Below are 22,620 nucleotides of genomic sequence, written 5' to 3' on the forward strand. Positions count from 1 at the left end.
TCCGATCTGACGAGGTCGACCTCGCGCTGAGGTTCTCCGACGGGACCACCCTGGAGGTCACGGCGCCGGTCAAGGAGTTCACCGAGGACGGCGGGCACTACCACGCGCCGGGCACCGCGGAGCACGGCCACTGATGGCCGGGCCCGACAGCACCCCGACCCCGGACCGGCAGGGGCTGGGCCGGCGGCGGTTCCTCGGGTACGCCGGGTCGGCGGTCGCCGGCGCGGTCGCGGGCACGGCGGGCGGCGCCGCCTGGGGCACCGGCCGGGACGGCCACCGCGACGGCGGCGCCACGCGGACCGGGCCCGGCGCCGAGGTCTCGCCGTACGGCGTGCACCAGCCGGGCGTCGCCGCCCCGACCCCGCCGGTGGTCGAGCTGGTCGCACTCGACCTGCTGCCCGACGTCGACCGCGACGCGCTCGGGCGGCTGCTCCGGGCGTGGACCGGCGACGTGGAGGCGCTGGCCACCGGGCGCGCGACCCCCGGCGATACCGAGCCGTGGCTGGCCGCGGCCCGCGCCGACCTGACGATCACCGTCGGGCTCGGCCCCGGCACGCTGACTGCCGCCCGGGTCGACCCGCCGCGCGGGTTCGAGCCGGTGCCGCCGATGCGCCACGATCGGCTCGAGCCCCGCTGGTCGGGCGGGGACCTGGTGCTCGTGGTCGGCGGCCGCGAGGGGACGACGGTCGCGCACGCCGTGCGCCAGCTGGTGCGCGACGCCCGGCCGTTCGCCCGGGAGCGCTGGCGCCAGGCGGGCTTCTGGAACGGCGTCGACCCCGAGGGCCGGCCGATGACCGGGCGCAACCTGTTCGGGCAGATCGACGGCACCGCCAACCCGGTGCCGGGCACCGAGGCGTTCGACGAGACGGTGTGGCTGCGGGACCCGCCGTGGACCGGCGGCAGCACGCTCGTCGTACGCCGGATCGCGATGGACCTCGACACCTGGGCCGAGCTCACCCGCGACCGGCAGGAGCGGTCGCTGGGCCGCCGCCTCGACGACGGCGCCCGGCTCGACGACCCCGGGCCGCACGCGCACGCCCGGCTCGCGCACCCGATGGAGAACGCCGGCGCCCGGATCCTCCGCAGGGGCGCCAGCTACGCCTCCGCGGAGGAGTGCGGGCTGCTGTTCTGCAGCTTCCAGGCCTCGCTCGCGGGGCAGTTCGTGCCGATCCAGCGCTCCCTGGACCGCGCGGACGCGCTGAACACCTGGACAACGGCGACCGGCTCGGCGGTGTTCGTGGTGCTGCCGGGGTTCGAGCGCGGCGACTGGCTGGGGTCGACCGTGCTCGGGTGAGGGTGCGGGCTCAGCGCCGCCAGGCGGTCAGCCGCCGGGCCGGCGCGTCCGCCTGCGGCGACTGCGTCTGCTGCCAGACCCGGCGCCACTGGGCGACCTTGGGCCCGGTCGGGTCCGGGGTCGCCCCCGACGCGGCCCGGCGCCGGGCCTCCCACCAGGTGGAGGAGTCCTCGTCCAGCAGGGCGGCGACGGCGTCCTTGATCCGCGGTGCGAACTCGCGCACGGTCTCCTCCGGCCCGGGCACCAGCGGCTCGCCGAACCGGATGGTGAGCTGGCGCCGGCCGGTCGAGGGCCAGCCCTGCCCGCGCGGCATCGCCGCGAACGTCCCGCGGTGGGCGACCGGCACCACGGGGACGCCGTACTCCTTGGCGAGGAAGGCCGCGCCCATCCGGAACCGGCCGAGCCAGCCGTCGGTGGAGCGCGTGCCCTCCGGGTAGATCACCAGGCTCCAGCCCTCCGCGAGCACCTCGCCCGGGGTCGCCGCCATGATGCCGCCGCGGCGGTCGATCGGGAACGTGTTGAACAGCAGCGAGGAGCCGACCGCGCGCCACCAGGTGTCGAAGAAGTAGTCCGCCGCGGCGGCCACCGCCGTCCGCCGGCGCCACTCGTCGGGCAGCGACAGCAGGATCAGCGGCGTGTCGAGGTGGGAGGCATGGTTCGCGACGAAGATCACCGGGCCGTCGACCCGCGAGAGCACGTCGAGGCCCTCGACGCGGGTGCGCACCTGGGAGCGGAACAGCGGCTCGAGACCGGCCTTCTGGGCGACCTCGCGGGCGGCCATCGCGGGGCGGCGGCGCGACCACTCGGTGCCGAACACCGTGGACCGGGCCGGGAGGACCCACTCCTCCGCCGATCGGGGCACCTGGGCCCGCCGGCCCCAGCGCCAGCCGCGGGCGACCTGGCGGACGTCGTCGACCGACTCCCGGATGAAGCTCATCGCACGTCCGCCAGCAGGTGCGGAGGGTTGTGCAGGTAGGTGATCGACGGGCTGGACCCGACGGTGCCGGACGCCATCTCGAGCGCGTCGGCGAGGGTGCTGGCCGCACGGAAGCCGAGCCGGGCGGCGACCCGGCGGTCGGCGCCGACCCAGATCACCTCGTCGACGTGGTCCATCGCGTGCGCCGCCCAGTACCACATGTAGAACGGGTGGACGCCGTGGTAGGCGTGCGAGGTCCGGTACAGGTGGATGTACCAGGGGTCCTGGGCGAACTGCTGCTCGTACTTCTCCCCGACCACCGCCGGGTCGGTCGACTCGGCGAGCACCTCCTCGTAGAAGTCGACGTACGACGGGTGGTGCAGCTGGTTGAAGCCCTCGTTGAGCGGGTGGTACAGGATCACCGCGCCGCCCTTCCGGACGACCGGCCGGCCCCGGTAGGAGTTGAAGTAGTAGCCGAGCCCCATGCAGGTGGCCAGGATCGGGTTCATCGACGAGTTCACGTTGTAGGGCCCGAGGTAGGGCACGCCCATCACCAGCACGTCGGACTGGCCCTGCACCTCGACCAGGTGCTGCTGGTGCACCTTCTGCAGGGTCCGCTCGTGCACGGCCTCGACCTCGCCGGCGTTGACGCCGGTCAGCCCGTAGACCGACCGCAGGTCGTGGAACATCCGGTGCCGCATCCGCAGCGGCGCGACCGACATCCCCCGTCGTACGCCGAGCATCGTCGCCTGGTCCTTGACCGACCACTCCCACTCGCGCTTCTGGAGGAAGTCGAAGGGTCGGGGGAAGACGTCGTTGTTCAGCGTCGTCTCGATCTGGAAGACCTTGACGTGCTCCTTGACCAGCCGGCCCATCCGCCAGGCGGAGTGGTGCATCGCGGAGTGCTTGTGGTCCATGAACGAGCGCGACTCGACCATGGTCTTGGCGTTGTGGTGGTGGCGCAGGGAGCGGTACGACGCCAGCCCGATGCCGACGGACTTGTGGCCGCCGTCCATCGCGACCAGGTTCACGTTGACGTAGACGAGCAGGTCGGACTCCGCCGCCCGCTTGCTGATCTCGACGTCCTCGCCCTTGTCGGTGGTGCCGAGGTGCGCCAGGTCGTCCCGGTCCTCGGCGTCGAAGTTGTAGAGCTGGCCCTGGGGATAGAACGAGCGGAACACCCGCTCCCCCACGATGTGCTTGAGCTCGGCGGCGGTCATCCGGCGGTGCAGCGCGTTGGCGGCGATCAGGTGCACGTCGTCGACGCCGGCCTCCGCGGCCAGCGTGAGGACCTGCTCGATGATCCGGCCGCGGATGTCCGGCGCCCGCATCGTCGGCAGCGGCAGCGAGAGGTCGTCGAAGGCGATCGTCAGTCGCATCCCCGGCCGCAGCAGCGCCGGCAGCGGCTCGGAGTCGTGCGGGTGCAGCAGCGCCTCACGGATCGCCTCCTCGACGTCCGGGACGGTCGGGATCGACTCCGGCGGGTAGACCACGCGGGTGCCGAGCGGGAAGCTCTCCAGCCGGAAGCCGAGGCCTTCGTGGACGACCAGCGGCGGGGTGCGGTCGTCCACCTCGAGGACGAATCCTGGACGGCTCATCGTGTGATCGCTCCTGACATCTGGCTGGGTCTCGACACGCGGTCGCGACCTCGGTTCCTCGGTCGCGCGCTTGCGCGACCTCCCCGGGCCCACGCCCGTCGTTCGTTCCTCACGACGCGCTGCCCGGTGAGAAGGCGACCTTGACGGTGCCGAGCCGGCCGGCCGAGTGCGCGTGGTCGAGCGCCTCCCGCCACCGGTGCAGCGGATAGCTGGCGACGCTCTTGGCGAGCTGCTGGACGGCGTCGGTGGCGACCAGCTCGGTCGCTCGCCCGAAGGCGTCGTCGGAGCGGGCCGACGCGTAGGTGCCGACCACCTCGAGCTCGCGGAACCACGCCGCGGACAGGTCGGCGCCGGCGGGCATGCCGGAGAGCACCACCCGGCCGCCGGCCCGGGTGGCCTGGAGCGCGGTCTCGAGGGACTGCCTGCTCCCGACCGCGTCGACGGCGACGTCGACGCCGCCGAGGAGGTACGGCGTGGAGAACTCCGGCTCGAGCTGGAAGGCGCCCGTGGAGCGGCGTACCCGCCGCAGCACCTCGCCCGGCGCGACCACCTCGGTCGCGCCCAGCTCGCGGGCCAGCTCGCGCTGGTGCGGGTGCTTGGCGACCACGATGATCTCGCCCGCCTCGGTGAGCTCGCGCAGCGCGAGGGTGGCGAACAGGCCGACCGAGCCGGCCCCGCTGACCAGGACCCGGTCGCCGCCGCGGACGCCGGCCCGCAGCGCGGTGTGCACGGCACAGGCGACCGGCTCGATGAGGATCGCCTGCTCGTCGGAGAACCCGTCCGGCACCGGGTGCAGCTGGCTGCGGTGGGCGGCCAGCTGCTGGCCCCAGCCGCCGCCGGTGTCGTGGCAGAACCCGGTCTGCAGACCCGGCGAGAGCTGCCCGACGGTGATCCGCGCGCACCGGTTGGTCGCGCCGCTCGCGCACGCCTCGCACGGCTCGACGCCACGTGCGGCGCAGGCCAGCACCGGGTCGATGACGACACGGGTGCCGGCCGGCAGGTCCTCGCAGTCGTCCAGCAGCTCGGCGACCACCTCGTGCCCGGGCACGAACGGCAGCGACACGACCGCGGAGAAGTACAGGCTGGTGCGGCCGGAGAGCGCGCCGAGGTCGGAGCCGCAGATGCCCGAGAGCCGGGTGCGCAGCCGAGCCCAGCCGGGGCGCTCGACCCGCGGCTCGTCGATGGTGACCAGCCGCAGCGGCGCGGCGAAGCCGGACAGCACGCCGGGCATCCGGCCGCCGATCGCCTTGCCGGCCATGGTCCGCGAGACCGACCGGAACATCTCCAGCGCGAGCATCATCGGGCGCTCCTCACGACAGGTCCCCCGCCGGGTTGAGGGTGCGGGTGGTGGAGGTCGAGCTGGCCCAGTCGACGATCGTCCACCGGTGCCTGCGCGCGTGCCGGAACAGCGGCACGTCCGGCCGCACCGCCACCGGTCGGCCGACCGCCTCCAGCAGCGGGAGGTCGGAGTGCGAGTCCGCATAGCCGTACGACGACCCCAGGTCGAGGCCCTGGTCGGCGGCGTACTGCCGCATCCAGGCTGCCCGCGACTCCCCCACCAGCGGCGAGGCGGCGAGGTAGCCGGTGCACACCCCGCGGTCGTCCACGGCCAGCTCGGCGGCCTCGACATGGTCGAAGAGCGGCGCGAGCGGCCGGGTCAGCGGCCGGATCGCGCCGGTGATCAGCACGGTGTGGTGGCCGGCGGCCCGGTGCTCGCGGATCCGGCGCACGGCGTCCGGGGAGAGGCGCGCGAGCACGTGGTCGGTGAGGTGGGCGTCCGCCACCGCCTCCAGGTCGGCCAGGCGGGCCCCGGCGTACTCGCGGTAGACGGCGCGTAGGAACGCGCTGCGCTCGCGCCGCTCGGCGCGCACCAGGCCCGGCAGCCGGGCGGCGACCCGGCCCAGCTCGGTGACCCGCTCGGAGCCGGACTGCTCGCGCAGCCGCAGCCAGAGGTAGGTCTCGATCACGTTCGACGACAGCAGGGTGCCGTCCATGTCGAAGAACGCCGCGACCGCGCTGCCGGTGGTGGTCGAGCCCGTCGAGACCCCCGCACCCGACAGCGGCCGCAACCCCAGGTCCGCGTTGCGCTTGCGGGCGCGGCGCGCCTCGTCCATGCGGCGCACCGGCGCGGTGACCGCCGGGCAGTGCACCTCGCGCAGGTAGTGCGCCCAGTCGACGACCGCGGTGTCGAAGGCGAACCGCTCGCGGTCCTCGGGCGAGAGCGACTCGAAGAGCGCGAGCGTGTGGGCGTCGGAGAAGCGCAGCTCGGCCTGGGCGTACTCGTGGTAGAGGTCGAGGTAGCGGCGCAGGAACTCCAGGCGCCGGCCCTGCTGGTCCAGCTTGCGGGCCAGCTCGCGGGCCCGGTCGCTGCGCGGCGTACGGCCGACCACGTAGTCCGCGACCTTGTGCGCGCGCTCGCTGGTGCTCAGCAGCCGCTCGACCGACTGGGCGCCGGGGAAGCGCCAGTCCGGCAGCCGCGCGGCGCCGCGGTCGCCGGCCGCGAACGGGTGCTCGTCGAAGTAGGCGCGCACGTTGTCGTAGAGCTGTCGGAACGTCAGCGGGTTGCGGTCGCCGGAGGAGACGTGGAAGTACGCCGGCGCGCCGACCTCCGGCGGGCTCGCCAGGACCGCGACGACCGCGGCCACGACGTGGTCGACCGGCACGATGTCGACGATGGTGTCCGCGGCCGCGGGGAACTCGGGCAGCTCGCCGCGCCCGTAGGCGAGGATCAGCGGCTCGGCCATCTTGAAGCCCTCGATCCACCCCGGGTGCGGCGTGACGAGGGCGGACTCGATGATGCTCGGGCGGACGATCGACACCCGTGCCGTCGCGGCGTGGGCCTCGACCACCCGCTCGCCGAGCGCCTTGGTGAACGTGTAGCAGTCGGTCCAGCCGAGGCTGCGGGCCCGCTCGGTGCCGACCCGGACCAGCTCGCGCTTGACCCACTCCTTGCGGGCGGCCTCGGTCGCGCTCGCCGCGGTGAGCATCCCGGCGCGGCTGTGCGCCCTCTCGGCCCTGCGGCGCTCGCGCTCGAGCACGAAGGCGCTGCGGCTCTGGTGCTCGATCTGCCGCCGCTGCGCCAGCCCCCAGGCGAGCTCGGCCTCGAGGTCGACGTCGTGGTCGACGGTCCCCTCCGGGATCGAGCCGCGGCGGCGGCCGGCGACGTACGCCGTGGAGATGTGCACGTAGTGGATCCGGCGGTCGGGGTCGTCGAGCTCCTGGATCCTCCGGACCAGGTCCCGGGTGCCGAGCACGTTGGTGCGGAAGCCCTCGTCGACCGGTGGGTCGAAGGACACGTCGCCGGCGCAGTGCACGACCGCGTCCAGCCCCTCCGGGAGCGCGGGCACGTCGGCGAGGTCGCCCTCCAGTACGCCGACCCGGGCCGCCATCAGCGCCTCGACCCCGCCCGCGGCCTCGACGACCGGCGCGAAGATCGGCTTGCCGAGCAGCGCGGCGGTCCGGCCGGCCGCATTGGTCGAGCCCTTGGGCCGGACCAGCGCCGTCACCCGCACGCCGGGCACGTCGGAGAGCAGCAGGTGCAGCAGCGCCTCGCCCACGAACCCGGTGACGCCCGTCAGCAGGACGTGCCGTCCCGAGAGTCGTTCGGCCACCGATGCCACCGTCACGCGAGGGATTGTGCCCTGTCCGGCGGGTACCGGCGAGTAGCCGTCCGGCGGCGGGCGGCGACCAGCTCGCTCCTACGGCCAGGAACGGCGGGCGCCGGCCCGCACCAGGAGCTCGGCGACCTCGCGGGTCTGCCAGCTCTTCGCCGACATCGAGCCCCAGCCGCGCAGCGCGGTCAGCGCCGCCTCGGCGAGCAGGTCGGTGTTCATCGTGACCGAGCGGATCTCGGCCACCGCCTGCTCGAGGGGGATGTCGAGCTGGACCAGCCGCTGGGCGCACCCGTGCAGCCGCGCGATCGTGACCCGCAGGGCGTCCGCGTCGGGCTCGAGCCGGTCCTCCAGGGGCAGCACGACGGTGACGCACTGCACCTCCTCCGGCGTGGACCTGCCGATGACCAGATCCGAGAGCCGGCGCGCGTGGCGCGCGCCGACGACGAGCAGGTCCGCCTGCTGCCGGGCGCGCTCGAGCCACCGGTCGATCGCGGCGTCCTCGACGACCAGGCGGACGTCGACACCGGGCCACCGTGAGTGCATGTCGCGGACCAGGTCGCTGAGCAGCAGCCGCTCGAAGCCGAGCAGCGAGGGCCCGAGGCTGGCCTCCATCCGCGCGGTCGCGTCCATCAGGCCGATGTCGCGCGGGTACGGGTCGGCCGGCGGGTCGGGCAGGCAGTGCACGACGGTCAGCGGGAGTCGGCGCCGGTCGGCCTGGCCCCACGCGTAGGCGAGGATCGACTGGGACTCCGGGGAGCCGTCGCAGAGCACGACCACGCCCGCGCCGGGGGTGCGCCGCAGCCGCGGGACCACCACCGGGCAGCCGGCGCGGTCCCGGACGAAGCCGAGCGCCGAGGACATCACCGACTCGCGCTCGTGCAGCACGGTCCGGGGCCCCACGACCAGCATGGCCGCGTCGTCCGAGAGCTCGAGCAGGGCCTGGTGCGGGTCGGTCAGGCGCAGCACGTGGTGCACCTCGACCGCCGGCGCGACCCGGTCGACCTCGGCCTGCGCGGCGTCGAGGACCTCCCGCCCGGTGGCGGTGGTCGCGTCGAGCACGTCTCGGAAGTCGATGGTCTGGAAGTCCACCCAGGACGACAGGGCCGCGCCGACGCCGTGCACCAGCGTCAGCGGCGTGTCCTCCAGCACGGCCTCCTGGATCGCCCAGGCCAGCGCCTCGGCCGCGGCCGGGGTCTGGTCGACGCCGACGACGATGGTCCCGCCCGGGACCGTCTCGTTCGTGATGACTGCCACCTCCCGGGCTCGCTACTCGTCGGTTCTGACGAGGTTCAGTTCGGCGGGGCGGTGCCCGTCCTTAGCGGTCCTCCAGAAGGGTGACGAGCCGTCTGGACGGGTGAGCTCGCAGGGACAGCGGGAGTGGGCGCAGAGGGGATCGAACCCCCGACCACCTCCTTGTAAGGGAGGTGCTCTACCGCTGAGCTATACGCCCGACACGCTCACGGAGGACCTCCGGAGCCGGGCACACACTACGCCAAGGAAGCGGCCCGAATTGAACCCGAGATGAACCCGAAATGGAGCCAAAATGAAGTTGGACCGCAGGCGTCTCGGGTCACCTGCGGTCCAACAGGGTCAACTGTAGAGGGGCCATTCAACCCGTGTCGCTCCTTCCCACGATTTCCGAGGGATTTCGAGGACGCCGGTCTAGACCGGCGACGAGTCCCCCCTCAGCGCGGGTCAGAGGACCGCGACGAGCTGCTTGAGGTGCTCGTCGATGTCGCGGCCCTCGGGCATCGCGTTGTGGACCGCCCAGCGCACCCGGCCGTCCTTGTCGACGACGTACGACGATCGCCGCGAGGACCCCTTGGTCTCGTCGAAGACGTCGTAGGCGCGGGACACCTCGCCGTGCGGCCAGAAGTCCGAGAGCAGCGGGAAGTTCAGGCCGTCCTGGTCGGCGAAGGCACGCAGCGAGTAGACCGGGTCGCAGGAGATCGCGAGCACCTCGGTCTCGAAGGTGAGGAAGTCGGCCAGCCGGTCGCGGATGCCGGCCATCTCGCCGGTGCACACCCCCGAGAACGCGTAGGGGTAGAAGAACATCACCACCGCCTTGCGGCCCCGGAACGACGAGAGCGTGACGTCCTGGCCGAACTGGTCGCGCAGCGTGAAGTCAGGGGCGGGGCCGCCCAGCTCCAGTCCGGTCCGGGGGGTGCTCATGCCGCCATCCTCGCACCACGCGCCGGGCATCCCTCACTCGGTGTGGAGGTCGCGCTTGAGCACCTTCCCGGTGGCGTTGCGGGGCAGCTCGCCGAGGAACACGATCTCGCGCGGGACCTTGTAGCGGGCCAGGTTCTCCTTGACCCAGTCCTTGAGCTCCTGCTCGGGCACCTCGCGGCTGACCACGACGAACGCGCGCAGCCGCTTGCCGAAGTCGGGGTCGTCCACGCCGACCGCCGCGACCTCGAGGACCGCGTCGTGGCGCATCAGGCAGTCCTCGACCTCCCTGGGGAAGACGTTCTCGCCGCCGGACACGATCATCTCGTCGTCGCGACCCTCGACGTGCAGCCGTCCGTCGGCGTCGAAGCGGCCGACGTCGCCGGTCGACATCAGCCCGTCGACGACCTCCTTGTGCCCGCCGCCGGTGTAGCCCTCGAACAGCAGCCCGTTGCCGACGAAGATCCGGCCGGTCTCCCCCGGCGGCAGCTCACGGCCGTCGGGGTCGAAGATCTTGACGACCGTCGCGTACGGCGGCCGCCCGGCCGCCGACGGCGCCTCGCGCAGGTCGACGGGCGTGGCGATCGAGGCGTAGGCGACCTCGGTCGAGCCGTAGATGTTGTAGAGATGGTCGCCGAAGTGGTCCATCCAGTCGGTGGCCAGGTCCCCCGGCAGCGCCGATCCCGAGGAGGCGACGACCTGGACCCGGGAGAGGTCGTACGCCGCCAGCGTCTCCTCCGGCAGCGCCATCATCCGCTGCAGCATCACCGGGATCACCACCAGCGAGTCGCACCGCTCGTCCTGGGTCGCTCGCAGGCAGGTCTCCGGGTCGAAGCGCCGGCGCAGCACGATCGTCGAGCCGAGCAGCATCGCGAGCGCGAGGTGCGCGAAGCCCCAGGTGTGGAACAGCGGCGCGGCGATGTGGGTGCGCCAGCCGTAGCGCAGCGGCATCCGCGAGAGCAGCGACACGGCCGCGTCGATGCCGGCCTCGCTGCGCGGGGCGCCCTTGGGGGTGCCGGTGGTGCCCGAGGTCAGGATCACGATCCGGCCGTGCCGGCCGGCGGGCTCCAGGTCGGCCCCGTCGCGGCCGGCGATCAGGGACTCGAGGGTCGGGTCGGTGGGCTCCGGGGAGTCCGTCCAGGCGAGGACCGACGTACCGACGTCGGCCTTGGCGAGCAGCCCGGTGAACTCCTCGTCGTGGACGACCAGGGCGGGCCGCTCGCGCTCGAGGACCTCGACCAGCTGCGGTCCGGCGAAGGCGGTGTTGAGGTACAGGATGTCGGCGCCGAGCTTGGCGGTGGCGATGCTGGCCTCGACGAAGCCGCGGTGGTTGCGGCACATCAGGGCGACGCTGTCCCCCTCGGAGACGCCCAGCTCGGCGAAGCCGCGGGCCAGCGCGTTCGAGCGGGCCTGCAGCTCGGCGAAGGTCAGCGACCCCAGCTCGTCGATGACCGCGGTGCGCCGCGGGTCGAGCAGGGCCGCGGCCGTGAAGCCGCCGGCCGGACCGGTCCCCCAGTCCTTGAGCACCTTCGCCGCCCTGGCCAGGGCGAGCGGGTTGCGGGGGCGGATGACCCCCGCCTCCCCGAGCACCTTGAGCGTGGTGCCGGTCGCCGTGGCGCCGGCGCGGGCCTTCTGGAGCACAACCTGGAGCACGGACTCACTTTCTCGCAGACGGAGGACCCGGGACCACGCCCGAGGCGACGACCGGAGCAACGAGCGCGGCCCCCGAAGGTCCCGGCACGGCCGCGGTGACCCGACCTACGCGGGGGTCTTCGGTGCGATCAGCCGGGTCGCGGACCAGTCCTTGCTGACCGCGGCCGTCGTCGTCTGCGCCAGGCCTGCGATGGGCGCGGCCTCGGCGATGTCGGCGGGGTCGACGGCGTTGGCGCGGCCGACCTTCGGGGTGAGCAGCCAGATGGCGCCCCCGCCGACCAGGTCGGTCAGGGCGTCCACCAGGCCGTCGACCAGGTCACCGTCCTCGTCGCGCCACCACAGCAGCACCGCGTCGACGACGTTGCCGTAGTCGCCGTCGACCATGTCGGCGTCGATCCGGTCCTCGATCGCGATGCGCAGCTCGTCGTCGGCATCGCTGTCCCAGCCCAGCTCCTGGACGACCATGCCGGCCTTCAGGCCCAGCCGGTCGGCAGGGCCTGCAGCAGGTCCGTCTGTCTGGGTGGACCCGCCACCCGGGGTCGAGCTCAAGTGCTGCCTCCATGTCTTGCGTCGGAACGAACTGGGGAGTAGTCCACCGGAGAAGGCGGGCGGCGCGCAACCCGTCGGTGTCGAGCAGCTGCTCGCGACGGACCGCGACGTGGGCCTACCGATGGGTAGATTCGTAGCCTCCCACGGCCGTGCGACGATGGGGCCGTGACCGAAGATCCCACCCCTACTTCCGGCCCCACCCCCGGCCTCACCCCTGGCCAGGACATCAAGCGGAGCGGCGCGATTCCGACCGTCATCCACGAAGGCCTGCCGACCCAGCTGCCCGACATCGACCCGGACGAGACCACGGACTGGATCGACTCCTTCGACTCGCTGGTCGGCGAGCGCGGCCGCGAACGGGCCCGCTACGTGATGCTGCGCCTCCTCGAGCGCGCGCGCGAGATGCAGGTGGGCGTCCCCGCCCTGCGCAGCACGGACTACATCAACACGATCCCGCCCGAGCGCGAGCCGTGGTTCCCCGGCGACGAGGAGACCGAGCGCCGGATCCGTGCGTTCATCCGCTGGAACGCCGCGGTGATGGTCTCCAGCGCCAACCGCAAGGGCCTCGAGGTCGGTGGCCACATCGCGACCTACCAGTCCTCCGCGAGCCTCTACGAGGTCGGCTTCAACCACTTCTTCCGCGGCAAGGACCACCCCGGCGGCGGCGACCAGGTCTTCATCCAGGGGCACGCCTCCCCCGGCATCTACGCCCGGTCCTTCCTCGAGGGCCGGCTGACCGAGACCCAGCTCTCCCGGTTCCGCCAGGAGGTCCAGCACGGGCCGCACGCGGGCCTCTCGTCGTACCCCCACCCGCGCCTGATGCCGGAGTTCTGGGAGTTCCCGACGGTGTCGATGGGGCTGACCTCGCTCAACTCGATCTACCAGGCGCGGTTCAACCGCTACCTGCACAACCGCGGCATCAAGGACACCGACCAGCAGCGCGTCTGGGCGTTCCTCGGCGACGGCGAGATGGGTGAGCCCGAGTCGCTCGGCGCGATCCGGATCGCCGCCCGCGAGGAGCTCGACAACCTGGTCTGGGTGGTCAACTGCAACCTGCAGCAGCTCGACGGGCCGGTGACCGGCAACGGCAAGATCATCCAGGAGCTGGAGGCGAACTTCCGCGGCGCCGGCTGGAACGTGATCAAGGTCGTGTGGGGCCGCGAGTGGGATCCGCTGCTGGCCCGCGACGTCGACGGCGTCCTGGTCAACCGGATGAACTCCACTCCGGACGGCGACTTCCAGACCTACTCGGTCGAGTCCGGCGACTACATCCGCGAGAGCTTCTTCGGCGCGGACCCGCGGCTGCGCAAGATGGTCGAGCACATGAGCGACGACCAGATCCGCAAGCTGCCGCGCGGCGGCCACGACTACCGCAAGGTGTACGCCGCCTTCGACGCGGCCACCAAGCACGTCGGCCAGCCGACCGTGATCCTGGCCAAGACCGTCAAGGGCTGGACGATCGACGCCCTGGAGGGCCGCAACGCGACCCACCAGATGAAGAAGCTGACCCAGGACGACCTGAAGAAGTTCCGGGACCGGCTCTACCTCCCGATCTCCGATCGCGACCTGGAGCGCACCTACGAGGAGACCGGCGCGGCGCCGTTCTTCCACCCGGGCGCCGAGTCCCCCGAGATCGAGTACATGCTCGAGCGCCGCCGCCAGCTCGGCGGGTCGATCCCGCAGCGGAGCGTGCGCGCCAAGCCGCTGCAGCTGCCCGGTGACGCGATGTACGCCGACCTCAAGCAGGGCTCGGGGAAGCACGCCATCGCCACCACGATGGCCCTGGTACGGCTGCTCAAGGACTGGATGAAGGACCCGGAGATCGGCAAGCGGATCGTGCCGATCGCGCCGGACGAGTACCGCACCTTCGGCATGGACTCGATGTTCCCGAGCGCGAAGGTGTACAACCCGGGCGGCCAGCAGTACGAGTCGGTCGACCGGAAACTGTTGCTCTCCTACAAGGAGTCGGCGCAGGGCCAGATGCTCCACGAGGGCATCTCCGAGGCCGGTGGCGTCGCGTCCGCGACCGCCGCGGGCTCGGCGTACGCCACGCACGGCGAGCACATGATCCCGTTCTTCATCTTCTACTCGATGTTCGGGTTCCAGCGCACCGGCGACTCGATCTGGGCGATGAGCGACCAGCTCGCCCGGGGCTTCCTGATCGGCGCCACCGCGGGCCGGACCACCCTGACCGGCGAGGGCCTCCAGCACGCGGACGGCCACTCGCCGCTGCTCGCGGCGACCAACCCGGCGGTCGTGCACTACGACCCGGCGTTCGCCTACGAGGTCAGCCACATCATGCGCTCCGGCCTCGAGCGGATGTACGGCCAGGACGCCGAGAACGTGATCTTCTACATCACCGTCTACAACGAGCCGGTGCAGCAGCCGGCCGAGCCCGACGATGTCGACGTCGAGGGCATCCTCAAGGGCCTGCACCACGTGTCGTCCGCCGACGGCGAGGGCCCCCGGGCGCAGCTGCTCGCCTCGGGCGTGGGGTTCTCGTGGATCAAGGAGGCCCAGCAGATCCTGGCCGACGAGTGGGGCGTGCGCGCCGACACCTGGTCGGTCACCTCGTGGAACGAGCTGGCCCGCGACGGGGCGGCCGCCGAGGAGTGGAACCTGCTGCACCCGGGCGAGACGCCGCGCACGGCGTACGTCGCCGACAAGCTGGCCGGCGCCTCCGGCCCGGTCGTGGCGGTCTCGGACTACATGCGCGCGGTGCCGCTGCAGATCGCCCGCTGGGTGCCCGCGGACTACCGGGTGCTCGGCGCCGACGGCTACGGCTTCGCCGACACCCGCCCCGCCGCCCGCCGCTTCTTCCACATCGACGCCCAGTCGGTGGTCGTGCAGACCCTGCAGGCCCTCGCCGACGCCGGTCAGGTCGACCGCTCGAAGGTCGAGGAGGCGTTCGCGAGGTACCGGATCGACGACCCCACCGCCGTCGCCGGCGTGAAGCAGGAGGGCGGCGACGCCTGATCCGAGCCGCGCCAGCGGACCCGACGGAGCGTCTCGAGACCGTACGGGGGGCTGTGCCGGTTTCCCCGGGTACCCGGGGAAGTTGTCGCTCTTCGGCCGAAGTTTCGGCCTAGGAGTACTGGTTTCCCCGGGTACCCGGGGAAACCTGCACCGGCTCAGGCCGTGTCGGAGGACACCGACCGCAGGCGCGGGCCGTTGCCGCCGGAGCGCAGCAGGGCGCGGAACCGGGCGCGGGAGTACTTGGCCGGCTCGGTGGAGCGGATGAACTCCTGCACGATCCGGGCGAAGCGGTGCGGGTGGTCCTTGTGCGGGAAGTGCCCGGCGTCCGGGATCACCTCGACCCGAGCGTTGGTCGCCAGGGCGGCGGCGGTGTTGGCGTGCCGTACGGGGATGACCCGGTCGTCGCGGCCCCAGACGACCCACATCGGCATCTCCTCGGTGAGGTAGGCCCGGTCCGCCATGGTCACGATCTGGCCGCGCCAGTCGACGACGGCCCGGACGACGTGCCGGATCGCGTGCCGCGCCTGCGGGTCCTTGAAGGTGTCGTAGATGTCGGCGACCTCGTCGAGGTCGCGGGTCAGCTTCCACGGCCCCTTGGCCACGGTGCGCAGGCCGGCCATCCCGAGATGGCGTACGCCGGGCAGGGTGAGCAGCCCCATCACCTGGTGGAACCCCGGCGTGCTGATCGCGCGGATGCCGGGCGACACCTCGGGTCCCAGGCCGCCGGAGGCGACCAGCATCAGGCGCTCGGTGCGCTCGGGGTACTGGTAGGCGAACTGCATCGCGACGCCGCCGCCGAAGCTGTGCCCGATCACCGTCACCTTGTCGATGCCGAGCACGGTCAGCAGGTCCCGCATGCCGTTCGCGTAGCCGCCCAGCGTGTAGTCGGCCCGGGGCTTGTCGGACTGCCCGTGGCCGAGCAGGTCGGGGGCGATCACGGTGTAGCGGCGGCTCAGCGCCTCGATCACCGGCTCCCACGTGGTGTGGTCGCAGCCCAGCCCGTGCAGCAGGAGCACGGCCGGCCCGCTGCCGGTCCGCACGTAGGCGCGCCGGTGGCCGTGGATGGTCACGAACTCGACGTCGTTCCCCTTGCTCACGGCGCCTCCCCAGGTGGACGTTGGCCGCGATTCAACCACGCCGACCGCCGGCTCGGGAGATCGATCGCCTTGATTTGCCGGGGTTTTACGTCCGTCCGAGGGCTCCACTAGCCTCGGACGGTGGATCCAGGGCAGGGCGCCGGCCCGCACCGCCGGGCCGCGGACGCGCTCCAGCGCGCGACCGGGGCGCTCAGCACGGCCGCCATGGCCCGGATGGAGCAGGACATGCCCTGGTTCCGCGAGCTGAGCGCCCAGGACCGGTCCTGGGTCGGCATGATCGTCCAGGCCGGTATCCGCGGCTTCGTCGACTGGTACCGCCAGGCGGTCGACCAGCCCGCGCCGGGGTCGACCGAGATGGTCGCCTCGGTGTTCGGCGCCGCGCCGCGCGCCCTCGCGGGTGTGATCAACCTCCAGCAGACCGTCGGCCTGGTGCGGCTCTCGATCGAGGTCGTCGAGTCGAACGTCGAGCAGCTCCTCGACCCCGCCGACGCGGCCGACGTGCGGGCCGCCGTGCTCCGCTACGCCCGCGAGGTGGCCTTCGCCACCGCCGAGGTCTACGCGCGAGCCGCGGAGGTGCGCGGCGCCTGGGACGCCCGGCTCGAGGCCCTCGTCGTCGACGCCGTGCTCCGCTCGGAGGCCGACGAGGCCCTGCTCTCGCGGGCCAGCGCCCTGGGCTGGGCGGCGCGCGGCGACGTGGCGGTGGTCCTCGGCAGCGTTCCCCGCACGCGCAGCGAGACCGACACGTTCGACGAGGTACGCCGGGTGGCCCGGGCGGCCGGGATGGACGCGCTGTGCGCGGTGCAGGGCGACCGGCTGGTGGTGCTGCTCGGTGGGGTGGTCGATCCGCGGGCGGCCGCGGAGGCGGTCAGCGACCTGTTCGGCGCGGGCCCCGTGGTGGTGGGGCCGGTGGCCGCCGATCTGGCCCAGGCCCACGTGTCGGCGCGGGCGGCGCTGTCCGCCCACCGGGCCGCGGCCGGCTGGCCCGAGGCGCCGCGCCCGGTGCGCAGCACCGAGCTGCTCCCCGAGCGGGTGCTCGCCGGCGACGGCCACGCGCGCCGGCACCTGGTCGACGAGGTCTACCTCCCCCTGGTCCAGGCCCGCGGCACCCTGATCGAGACGATCGCGGCGTACTACCAGCACGGCTCCTCGATCGAGGCGACCGCGCGGGCCCTGTTCGTCCACCCGAACACGGTGCGCTACCGGCTCCGACAGGTCGCCGAGCTCACCGGCCTCTCCCCCGGCCACGCGCGGGACGCGTTCACCCTCGAGATCGCCCTCGTGCTCGGTCGCCAGTCCGGTCGCGGCATCCCGCACGCCTGAGCGTTCTTTGTAGGGTTCCCACAAAGGATCGTCGGTCGATTGGTGTGGGCCGGAGGCGTGGTCCGGCCCGGCTTCCCGGCAGAGTGGACGGGTGCTCGTCATCGTCGCTCCCGGCCAGGGTGCCCAGTCGCCCGGCTTCCTCCGGCCCTGGCTCGAGGACCCGACGTTCGCCTCCCGGTTCGCGTGGCTCGCGACCGTCGCCGGCCTCGACCTGGCCCACTACGGCACCGAGGCCGACGCCGAGACGATCCGCGAGACCAACATCGCCCAGCCGCTGCTCGTCGCGACCGGCCTGGTGGCCGCCCTGGAGCTCTTCCCGCACCCCGCCGATGCCTTCGCGCAGGTCGGCGCGGTCGCCGGCCACAGCGTCGGCGAGATCGCGGCCGCGGCCGGCGCCCGGGTGATCACCGCCGAGCAGGCCATGGTCCTGGTCCGCGAGCGCGGCAACGCGATGGCGCGGGCGGCCGCGGCGACGCCGACCGGCATGACCGCGGTGCTCGGCGGCGACCGGGACGAGGTCCTCGCGGCCCTGGACAAGCACGGCCTGACGCCGGCGAACGACAACGGCCCCGGTCAGGTGGTGGCCGCCGGCACCCGCGAGCAGCTCGAGGCCCTCGCCGCCGAGCCGCCGGCCAAGGCCCGGCTGATGCCGCTGAGCGTCGCCGGCGCCTTCCACACCCACCACATGGAGCCGGCCGTCGGCCACCTGGCCGCACTGGCCCGCTCGGTCTCGGTGCACGACCCGCGCACCCGGGTGATCTCCAACCGCGACGGCCGGGTCGTCCACGACGGCCGCGACGTCCTGGCGCGGATCGTCGGGCAGATCGCCAGCCCGGTCCGCTGGGACCTGTGCCTGGAGACCATGGAGGACCTCGGGGTCACCGGCATCCTCGAGATGCCTCCGGCCGGGACCCTCACCGGGATCGCCAAGCGGACCCTGCGCGGGGTGGAGACCTTCGCCCTCAAGACGCCCGACCAGCTCGACGACGCCCGCGCGTTCTGCGCCAAGCACGGCGAGTCCTCCGACCTGGGCATCAGCCCGACCTGGCGGATGGTGGTCTCGCCGGCCAAGGGCACGTTCCACCAGGACACTGCCGCGGCCGGCACCGACGTACTCCGGCCCGGCGCGGCCATCGGTGACGTCGCGAGCCTGCGCGACCGCACCCAGGTCACCGCGCCGCACGGCGGCACCGTCGTCGAGTGGCTGGTCGAGGACGGCGACCTGGTCTCACCCGGCCAGCCACTACTGCGTCTGCACCCCGAGGGAGGAGCCTGATGGCCTCGAACGAGTCCATGAAAGAGTCCACGATCCAGCAGGCCCAGGGGGCCCGGCACGCGGGGATCCTCGGCGTCGGGTCCTACCGGCCGTCGCGGGTGATCCCGAACGCCGACGTCGTCGAGGCGATCGACTCCAGCGACGAGTGGATCCAGCAGCGCTCGGGCATCAAGCAGCGCCGGTGGGCCACGCCCGAGGAGACCGTGCAGGTGATGTCGGTGGCGGCGGCGCGGAAGGCGCTCGAGCGGGCCGCGGTCGACCCCCGGCAGATCGACTGCGTGATCGTCGCGACCGTCACCCACCTGATCCAGACGCCTGCCATCGCCACGGCGATCGCCTACGAGCTCGGCACCGACCAGGCCGCGGCGTTCGACATCTCCGCCGCGTGCGCCGGCTTCTGCCACGGCATCGCGATGGCGGCCGACATGGTGCGCGGCGGCAGCGCCGGCCACGTGCTCGTGATCGGTGTCGAGCGGCTCTCCGACCTCACCGACATCGGTGACCGCGGCACCGCGTTCATCTTCGCCGACGGCGCGGGCGCCGCGGTCGTCGGCCCCACCGACGCCCCGGGCATCGGCCCGGTGGTCTGGGGCTCGGACGGCGAGCAGTTCGAGCTGATCCGCCAGCGCGAGGACTGGCGCGACGTCGTGGCCAGCGAGCGACCCGAGATGCCGCACCTGGTCATGCAGGGCAACGCGGTGTTCCGCTGGGCGTCGTACTCGATGGCGAAGATCGGCCAGCTCGCTCTCGACCGCGCCGGCATCGGCATCGACGACCTCGACGTCTTCGTGCCGCACCAGGCCAACATGCGGATCACCGACGCGATGGCTCGGGCCATGAAGATCCCCGAGCGCGTCAAGATCGCCCGCGACATCGCCGAGCAGGGCAACACCTCGGCCGCGTCCATCCCGCTCGCCCTCGACCGGATGATCGAGGAGGGCGACGCGCGCAGCGGCGACAAGGCCCTCCTGATCGCCTTCGGTGCCGGCCTCGCGTACGCCGCGCAGGTCGTCATCGTCCCGTAGTTCCCCACCCAACCAACCGAAAGGCAGTGCCCCGATGGCAACGACCGAAGAGATCCGCGCCGACCTCGCCGACATCGTCAACGAGGTCGCCGGCATCGACGCCGACGACGTCCAGCTCGACAAGTCCTTCGTCGACGACCTGGACGTGGACTCGCTGTCCATGGTCGAGGTGGTCGTCGCCGCCGAGGAGAAGTTCGGCGTCTCGATCCCCGACGACGAGGTCAAGAACCTCAAGACCGTCGGCGACGCCGTCGCGTTCATCGAGCGCGCCCAGGCCTGAGCCACCCCCCACCCGGGGGCCGAGCACGTCGAGACACGTCCTCGACGAACCAAGGAGCAGCATGTCTTCCAAGCGAGTCGTCGTCACCGGCCTCGGGGTCACCTCCCCGGTCGGCGGTGACGTTCCCAGCACATGGGACGCCCTGGTCAACGGGCGGTCCGGCGTCCGGTTCCTGACCGACGACTGGGCCGAGGGGATGCCGGTGCGGATCGCCGGCCGGATCGCCGTCGAGCCCACCGAGATCCTCGAGCGGGTCAAGGCCCGCCGCTTGGACCGGTCCGCACAGTTCGCGATGGTCGCCGCGATGGAGGCCTGGAAGGACGCCGGCCTCGAGGGCGCGGAGGTCGACCGGGACCGGCTCGGCGTCGCCATGGCCTCCGGCATCGGCGGAGTCACGACGCTCCTGGACAACTACGACGCGTTGCGGGAGAAGGGTCCGCGCCGGGTGTCCCCCCTGGCGGTCCCGATGCTGATGCCGAACGCCCCGGCGGCGCAGCTCAGCCTGTACGTCGGAGCGCGCGCGGCGGTCAACACGCCGGTCTCGGCGTGCGCGTCCGGCAACGAGGCGATCTCCCTCGCGGTCGACCAGATCCGGCTGGGCCGTGCCGACGTCGTGCTCGCGGGCGGCACCGAGGCGGCGATCCACCCGCTGCCGATGGCGGCGTTCGCGAACATGATGGCGCTCTCGAAGACCGCCAGCGGCCCGGACGGCGGCGACCCGACCACGGTCTCGCGGCCGTGGGACCTCGCCCGCGACGGGTTCGTGCTCGGCGAGGGCGCCGGCGTCCTGGTCCTCGAGTCCGAGGAGCACGCCCTGGCGCGCGGCGCGCGGATCTACGCGACCGTGCTGGGGGCGGGCATCACCGCTGACGCCCATGACATCGCCCAGCCCGACCCGGAGGGCCGAGGCGGCTCCCGCGCGATCCTGCGGGCGCTCGCCGAGGCCGACATCAGCCCGGGCGACGTCGCGCACGTCAACGCGCACGCCACCTCGACCCCGCAGGGCGACATCGCCGAGGGCCTGATGCTGCACGCGACGCTCGGCGCGCACGCGACCGACGTCGTCGTCACCAGCACCAAGTCGATGACCGGTCACCTGCTCGGCGGCGCCGGGGCGCTGGAGGCGGTCGCGACGGTGCTGGCGCTCCACCACCGGATCGCGCCACCGACCATCAACCTGGACAACCAGGACCCGCAGGTCGAGCTGGACATCGCCACGAAGGCCCGCGACCTGCCGCTCGGTGACATCGCCGCGCTCAACAACTCCTTCGGCTTCGGCGGCGCCAACGTCGCCGTCGCGTTCGGATCCGTCTGATCCCCCTCGGAAGGACACGCACCACTGTGACTGCTCCTGCGACTGCCCCTGCCCCTGCCCCTGCGACTGCCACTGCCCCTGCCACCAAGCCGGCCAAGCTCCCCCGCGAGCAGGACCCGCGCAACCCGGTGCACCGGCTCACCGCGCTCCTCGACGAGGGCACGCTCGAGCTGATCACCCCCGACGACGACTCCGGGATGCTCGCCGCGGTCGGCCAGGTCGCCGGCACCCGCGTGGTGGCGTTCTGCTCCGACGCCACGGTCATGGGCGGCGCGATGGGCGACCTCGGCTGCCGTGTGGTCGTCGACGCCTACCACCGGGCGATGACCGACCGGATCCCGATCGTCGGGCTCTGGCACTCCGGCGGCGCCCGGCTGGCCGAGGGCGTGCTGTCCCTGCACGCGGTCGGCCGGATCTTCCAGGTGATGACCCAGGCCTCGGGCAGGATCCCGCAGATCTCGGTGGTGCTCGGCCCGGCCGCGGGCGGCGCGGCGTACGGTCCTGCGTTGACCGACGTGGTGATCCTCGGCCCCGAGGGCCGGATCTTCGTGACCGGGCCCGACGTGGTGCGCTCGGTGACCGGCGAGGACGTCGACATGCTGCGGCTCGGCGGCCCCGAGCCACACGGCCGGCGCTCGGGGGTGGTCCACATCCTCGCGGACACCGAGCGCGACGCGCTCGACCGGGCCCGCGACGTGGCGTGCCTGCTGGGCTCCCAGGGCTCGCTGGTCGTCGAGGACGTCGAGGACCGCGACCTGGCGGCGCTGCTCCCGGAGTCGAAGAAGCGGGCCTACGACGTGCACCCCCTGGTCGAGTCGATCCTCGACGAGGGCACCGCGCAGGAGCTGCACGCGCGGTGGGCGCCGAACATCGTGACCACCCTGGGCCGGCTCGGCGGTCGCACCGTCGGCGTGGTGGCGAACAACCCGCTGCGCCTGGGCGGCTGCCTCGACTCGATCTCGGCCGAGAAGGCCTCGCGCTTCGTGCGGATGTGCGACGCGTTCGGCGTCCCGCTCGTCGTGGTCGTCGACGTGCCCGGCTACCTGCCCGGCGTCGGGCAGGAGTGGGACGGCGTGGTCCGCCGCGGCGCCAAGCTGCTGCACGCGTTCGGGGAGTGCGTGGTCCCCCGCGTCACGCTGGTGACCCGCAAGACCTACGGCGGCGCCTACATCGCGATGAACGCGCGCTCGCTGGGTGCCACGAAGGTCTTCGCGTGGCCCGGCGCTGAGGTCGCCGTGATGGGCGCGGTCGCGGCGATCCGGATCCTGCACCGGCGCCGGCTGGCCGAGGTCGCCCCCGACATCCGCCCCCAGATGGAGGCCGAGCTGGCCGCCGAGCACGAGCGGATCGCCGGCGGGGTCGACAGGGCGGTCGAGATCGGCGTGGTCGACGAGGTCGTCGAGCCGGCCGCGACCCGTGGCGCCCTCGCCCGGGCGATCGACGACGCCGTGCAGGCCGGCGGGGTCCGCCGCGGCTCCCACGGGAACATCCCGCTCTAGCGTCCGGGCGGGCGGCGTAACGGCTCGCCGGCTGGTGCG

17 protein-coding genes and 1 tRNA gene are annotated in these 22,620 nt (G+C 73.0%); 8 read left to right on the forward strand and 10 right to left on the reverse strand.

Annotation, left to right across the window (positions count from 1 at the left end):
- Positions 1–133 precede the first annotated feature (133 nt).
- Entirely contained in the window at positions 134–1,294 is a 1,161-nt protein-coding gene (locus QMC84_RS19040; protein WP_300377508.1) for a Dyp-type peroxidase, read from the forward strand.
- A 10-nt stretch (positions 1,295–1,304) separates the two neighbouring features.
- Here the strand turns inward: QMC84_RS19040 and QMC84_RS19045 are convergent, their stop codons facing one another.
- From QMC84_RS19045 to QMC84_RS19085, 9 genes are all read right to left on the reverse strand, one after another.
- Positions 1,305–2,231 carry a lysophospholipid acyltransferase family protein gene (locus tag QMC84_RS19045; RefSeq protein ID WP_300377510.1) on the reverse strand — a complete coding sequence of 309 codons (927 nt, stop codon included), beginning with the start codon at positions 2,229–2,231 and terminating at the stop codon, positions 1,305–1,307.
- Complete coding sequence (locus QMC84_RS19050) at positions 2,228–3,808, reverse strand: lactate racemase domain-containing protein (protein ID WP_300377512.1); 1,581 nt, start codon at positions 3,806–3,808, stop codon at positions 2,228–2,230. Before QMC84_RS19050 ends, QMC84_RS19045 begins: the two co-directional genes overlap by 4 nt.
- A 109-nt stretch (positions 3,809–3,917) precedes the next feature.
- Positions 3,918–5,108 carry a zinc-binding dehydrogenase gene (locus QMC84_RS19055; protein WP_300377514.1) on the reverse strand — a complete coding sequence of 397 codons (1,191 nt, stop codon included), beginning with the start codon at positions 5,106–5,108 and terminating at the stop codon, positions 3,918–3,920.
- A gap of 10 nt (positions 5,109–5,118) precedes the next feature.
- Entirely contained in the window at positions 5,119–7,434 is a 2,316-nt protein-coding gene (locus QMC84_RS19060; protein ID WP_300377516.1) for an HAD-IB family hydrolase, read from the reverse strand.
- 72 nt (positions 7,435–7,506) lie between these two features.
- On the reverse strand, positions 7,507–8,676 hold the full coding sequence (locus QMC84_RS19065) for a universal stress protein (RefSeq protein WP_300377518.1): 1,170 nt from the start codon (positions 8,674–8,676) through the stop codon (positions 7,507–7,509).
- A gap of 124 nt (positions 8,677–8,800) precedes the next feature.
- Positions 8,801–8,872, reverse strand: a tRNA-Val gene (locus QMC84_RS19070).
- Positions 8,873–9,117: 245 nt separating this feature from the next.
- Positions 9,118–9,594, reverse strand: a complete 477-nt coding sequence (locus QMC84_RS19075) for a peroxiredoxin (protein WP_300377520.1) — start codon at positions 9,592–9,594, stop codon at positions 9,118–9,120.
- 33 nt (positions 9,595–9,627) lie between these two features.
- Positions 9,628–11,244: an AMP-binding protein gene (locus QMC84_RS19080; RefSeq protein WP_300377522.1), complete on the reverse strand. Its 1,617-nt coding sequence runs from the start codon at positions 11,242–11,244 to the stop codon at positions 9,628–9,630.
- A gap of 105 nt (positions 11,245–11,349) precedes the next feature.
- Entirely contained in the window at positions 11,350–11,793 is a 444-nt protein-coding gene (locus QMC84_RS19085; protein WP_300377524.1) for a DUF3052 domain-containing protein, read from the reverse strand.
- 225 nt (positions 11,794–12,018) lie between these two features.
- On the opposite strand from QMC84_RS19085, the gene aceE reads away from it, so the two are divergent.
- Positions 12,019–14,769, forward strand: a complete 2,751-nt coding sequence (gene aceE / locus QMC84_RS19090) for a pyruvate dehydrogenase (acetyl-transferring), homodimeric type (protein WP_300377702.1) — start codon at positions 12,019–12,021, stop codon at positions 14,767–14,769.
- A 155-nt stretch (positions 14,770–14,924) separates the two neighbouring features.
- Here the strand turns inward: aceE and QMC84_RS19095 are convergent, their stop codons facing one another.
- On the reverse strand, positions 14,925–15,866 hold the full coding sequence (locus QMC84_RS19095; RefSeq protein WP_300377526.1) for an alpha/beta fold hydrolase: 942 nt from the start codon (positions 15,864–15,866) through the stop codon (positions 14,925–14,927).
- A gap of 120 nt (positions 15,867–15,986) precedes the next feature.
- Here QMC84_RS19095 and QMC84_RS19100 point away from each other — a divergent pair, with 120 nt between their 5' ends.
- The 6 genes from QMC84_RS19100 (at position 15,987) to QMC84_RS19125 (ending at position 22,581) form a co-directional block, all read left to right on the forward strand.
- Positions 15,987–17,186: a helix-turn-helix domain-containing protein gene (locus QMC84_RS19100; RefSeq protein WP_300377528.1), complete on the forward strand. Its 1,200-nt coding sequence runs from the start codon at positions 15,987–15,989 to the stop codon at positions 17,184–17,186.
- A 91-nt stretch (positions 17,187–17,277) separates the two neighbouring features.
- Positions 17,278–18,462 carry an acyltransferase domain-containing protein gene (locus QMC84_RS19105; RefSeq protein ID WP_300377530.1) on the forward strand — a complete coding sequence of 395 codons (1,185 nt, stop codon included), beginning with the start codon at positions 17,278–17,280 and terminating at the stop codon, positions 18,460–18,462.
- A gap of 17 nt (positions 18,463–18,479) precedes the next feature.
- Positions 18,480–19,487, forward strand: coding sequence for a beta-ketoacyl-ACP synthase III (locus tag QMC84_RS19110; RefSeq protein ID WP_300377532.1), 1,008 nt, complete (start codon positions 18,480–18,482; stop codon positions 19,485–19,487).
- A 34-nt stretch (positions 19,488–19,521) separates the two neighbouring features.
- Positions 19,522–19,767, forward strand: coding sequence for an acyl carrier protein (locus QMC84_RS19115; RefSeq protein ID WP_011755445.1), 246 nt, complete (start codon positions 19,522–19,524; stop codon positions 19,765–19,767).
- A gap of 61 nt (positions 19,768–19,828) precedes the next feature.
- Positions 19,829–21,082, forward strand: a complete 1,254-nt coding sequence (gene fabF / locus QMC84_RS19120) for a beta-ketoacyl-ACP synthase II (RefSeq protein WP_300377557.1) — start codon at positions 19,829–19,831, stop codon at positions 21,080–21,082.
- A gap of 26 nt (positions 21,083–21,108) precedes the next feature.
- The gene (locus tag QMC84_RS19125) at positions 21,109–22,581 is read left to right on the forward strand and encodes a carboxyl transferase domain-containing protein (protein ID WP_300377559.1); all 1,473 of its coding nucleotides are present in this window, start codon (positions 21,109–21,111) and stop codon (positions 22,579–22,581) included.
- Positions 22,582–22,620 lie beyond the last annotated feature (39 nt).

The sequence above is a fragment of the Nocardioides sp. genome (assembly GCF_030019515.1).
Lineage (GTDB): Bacteria > Actinomycetota > Actinomycetes > Propionibacteriales > Nocardioidaceae > Nocardioides.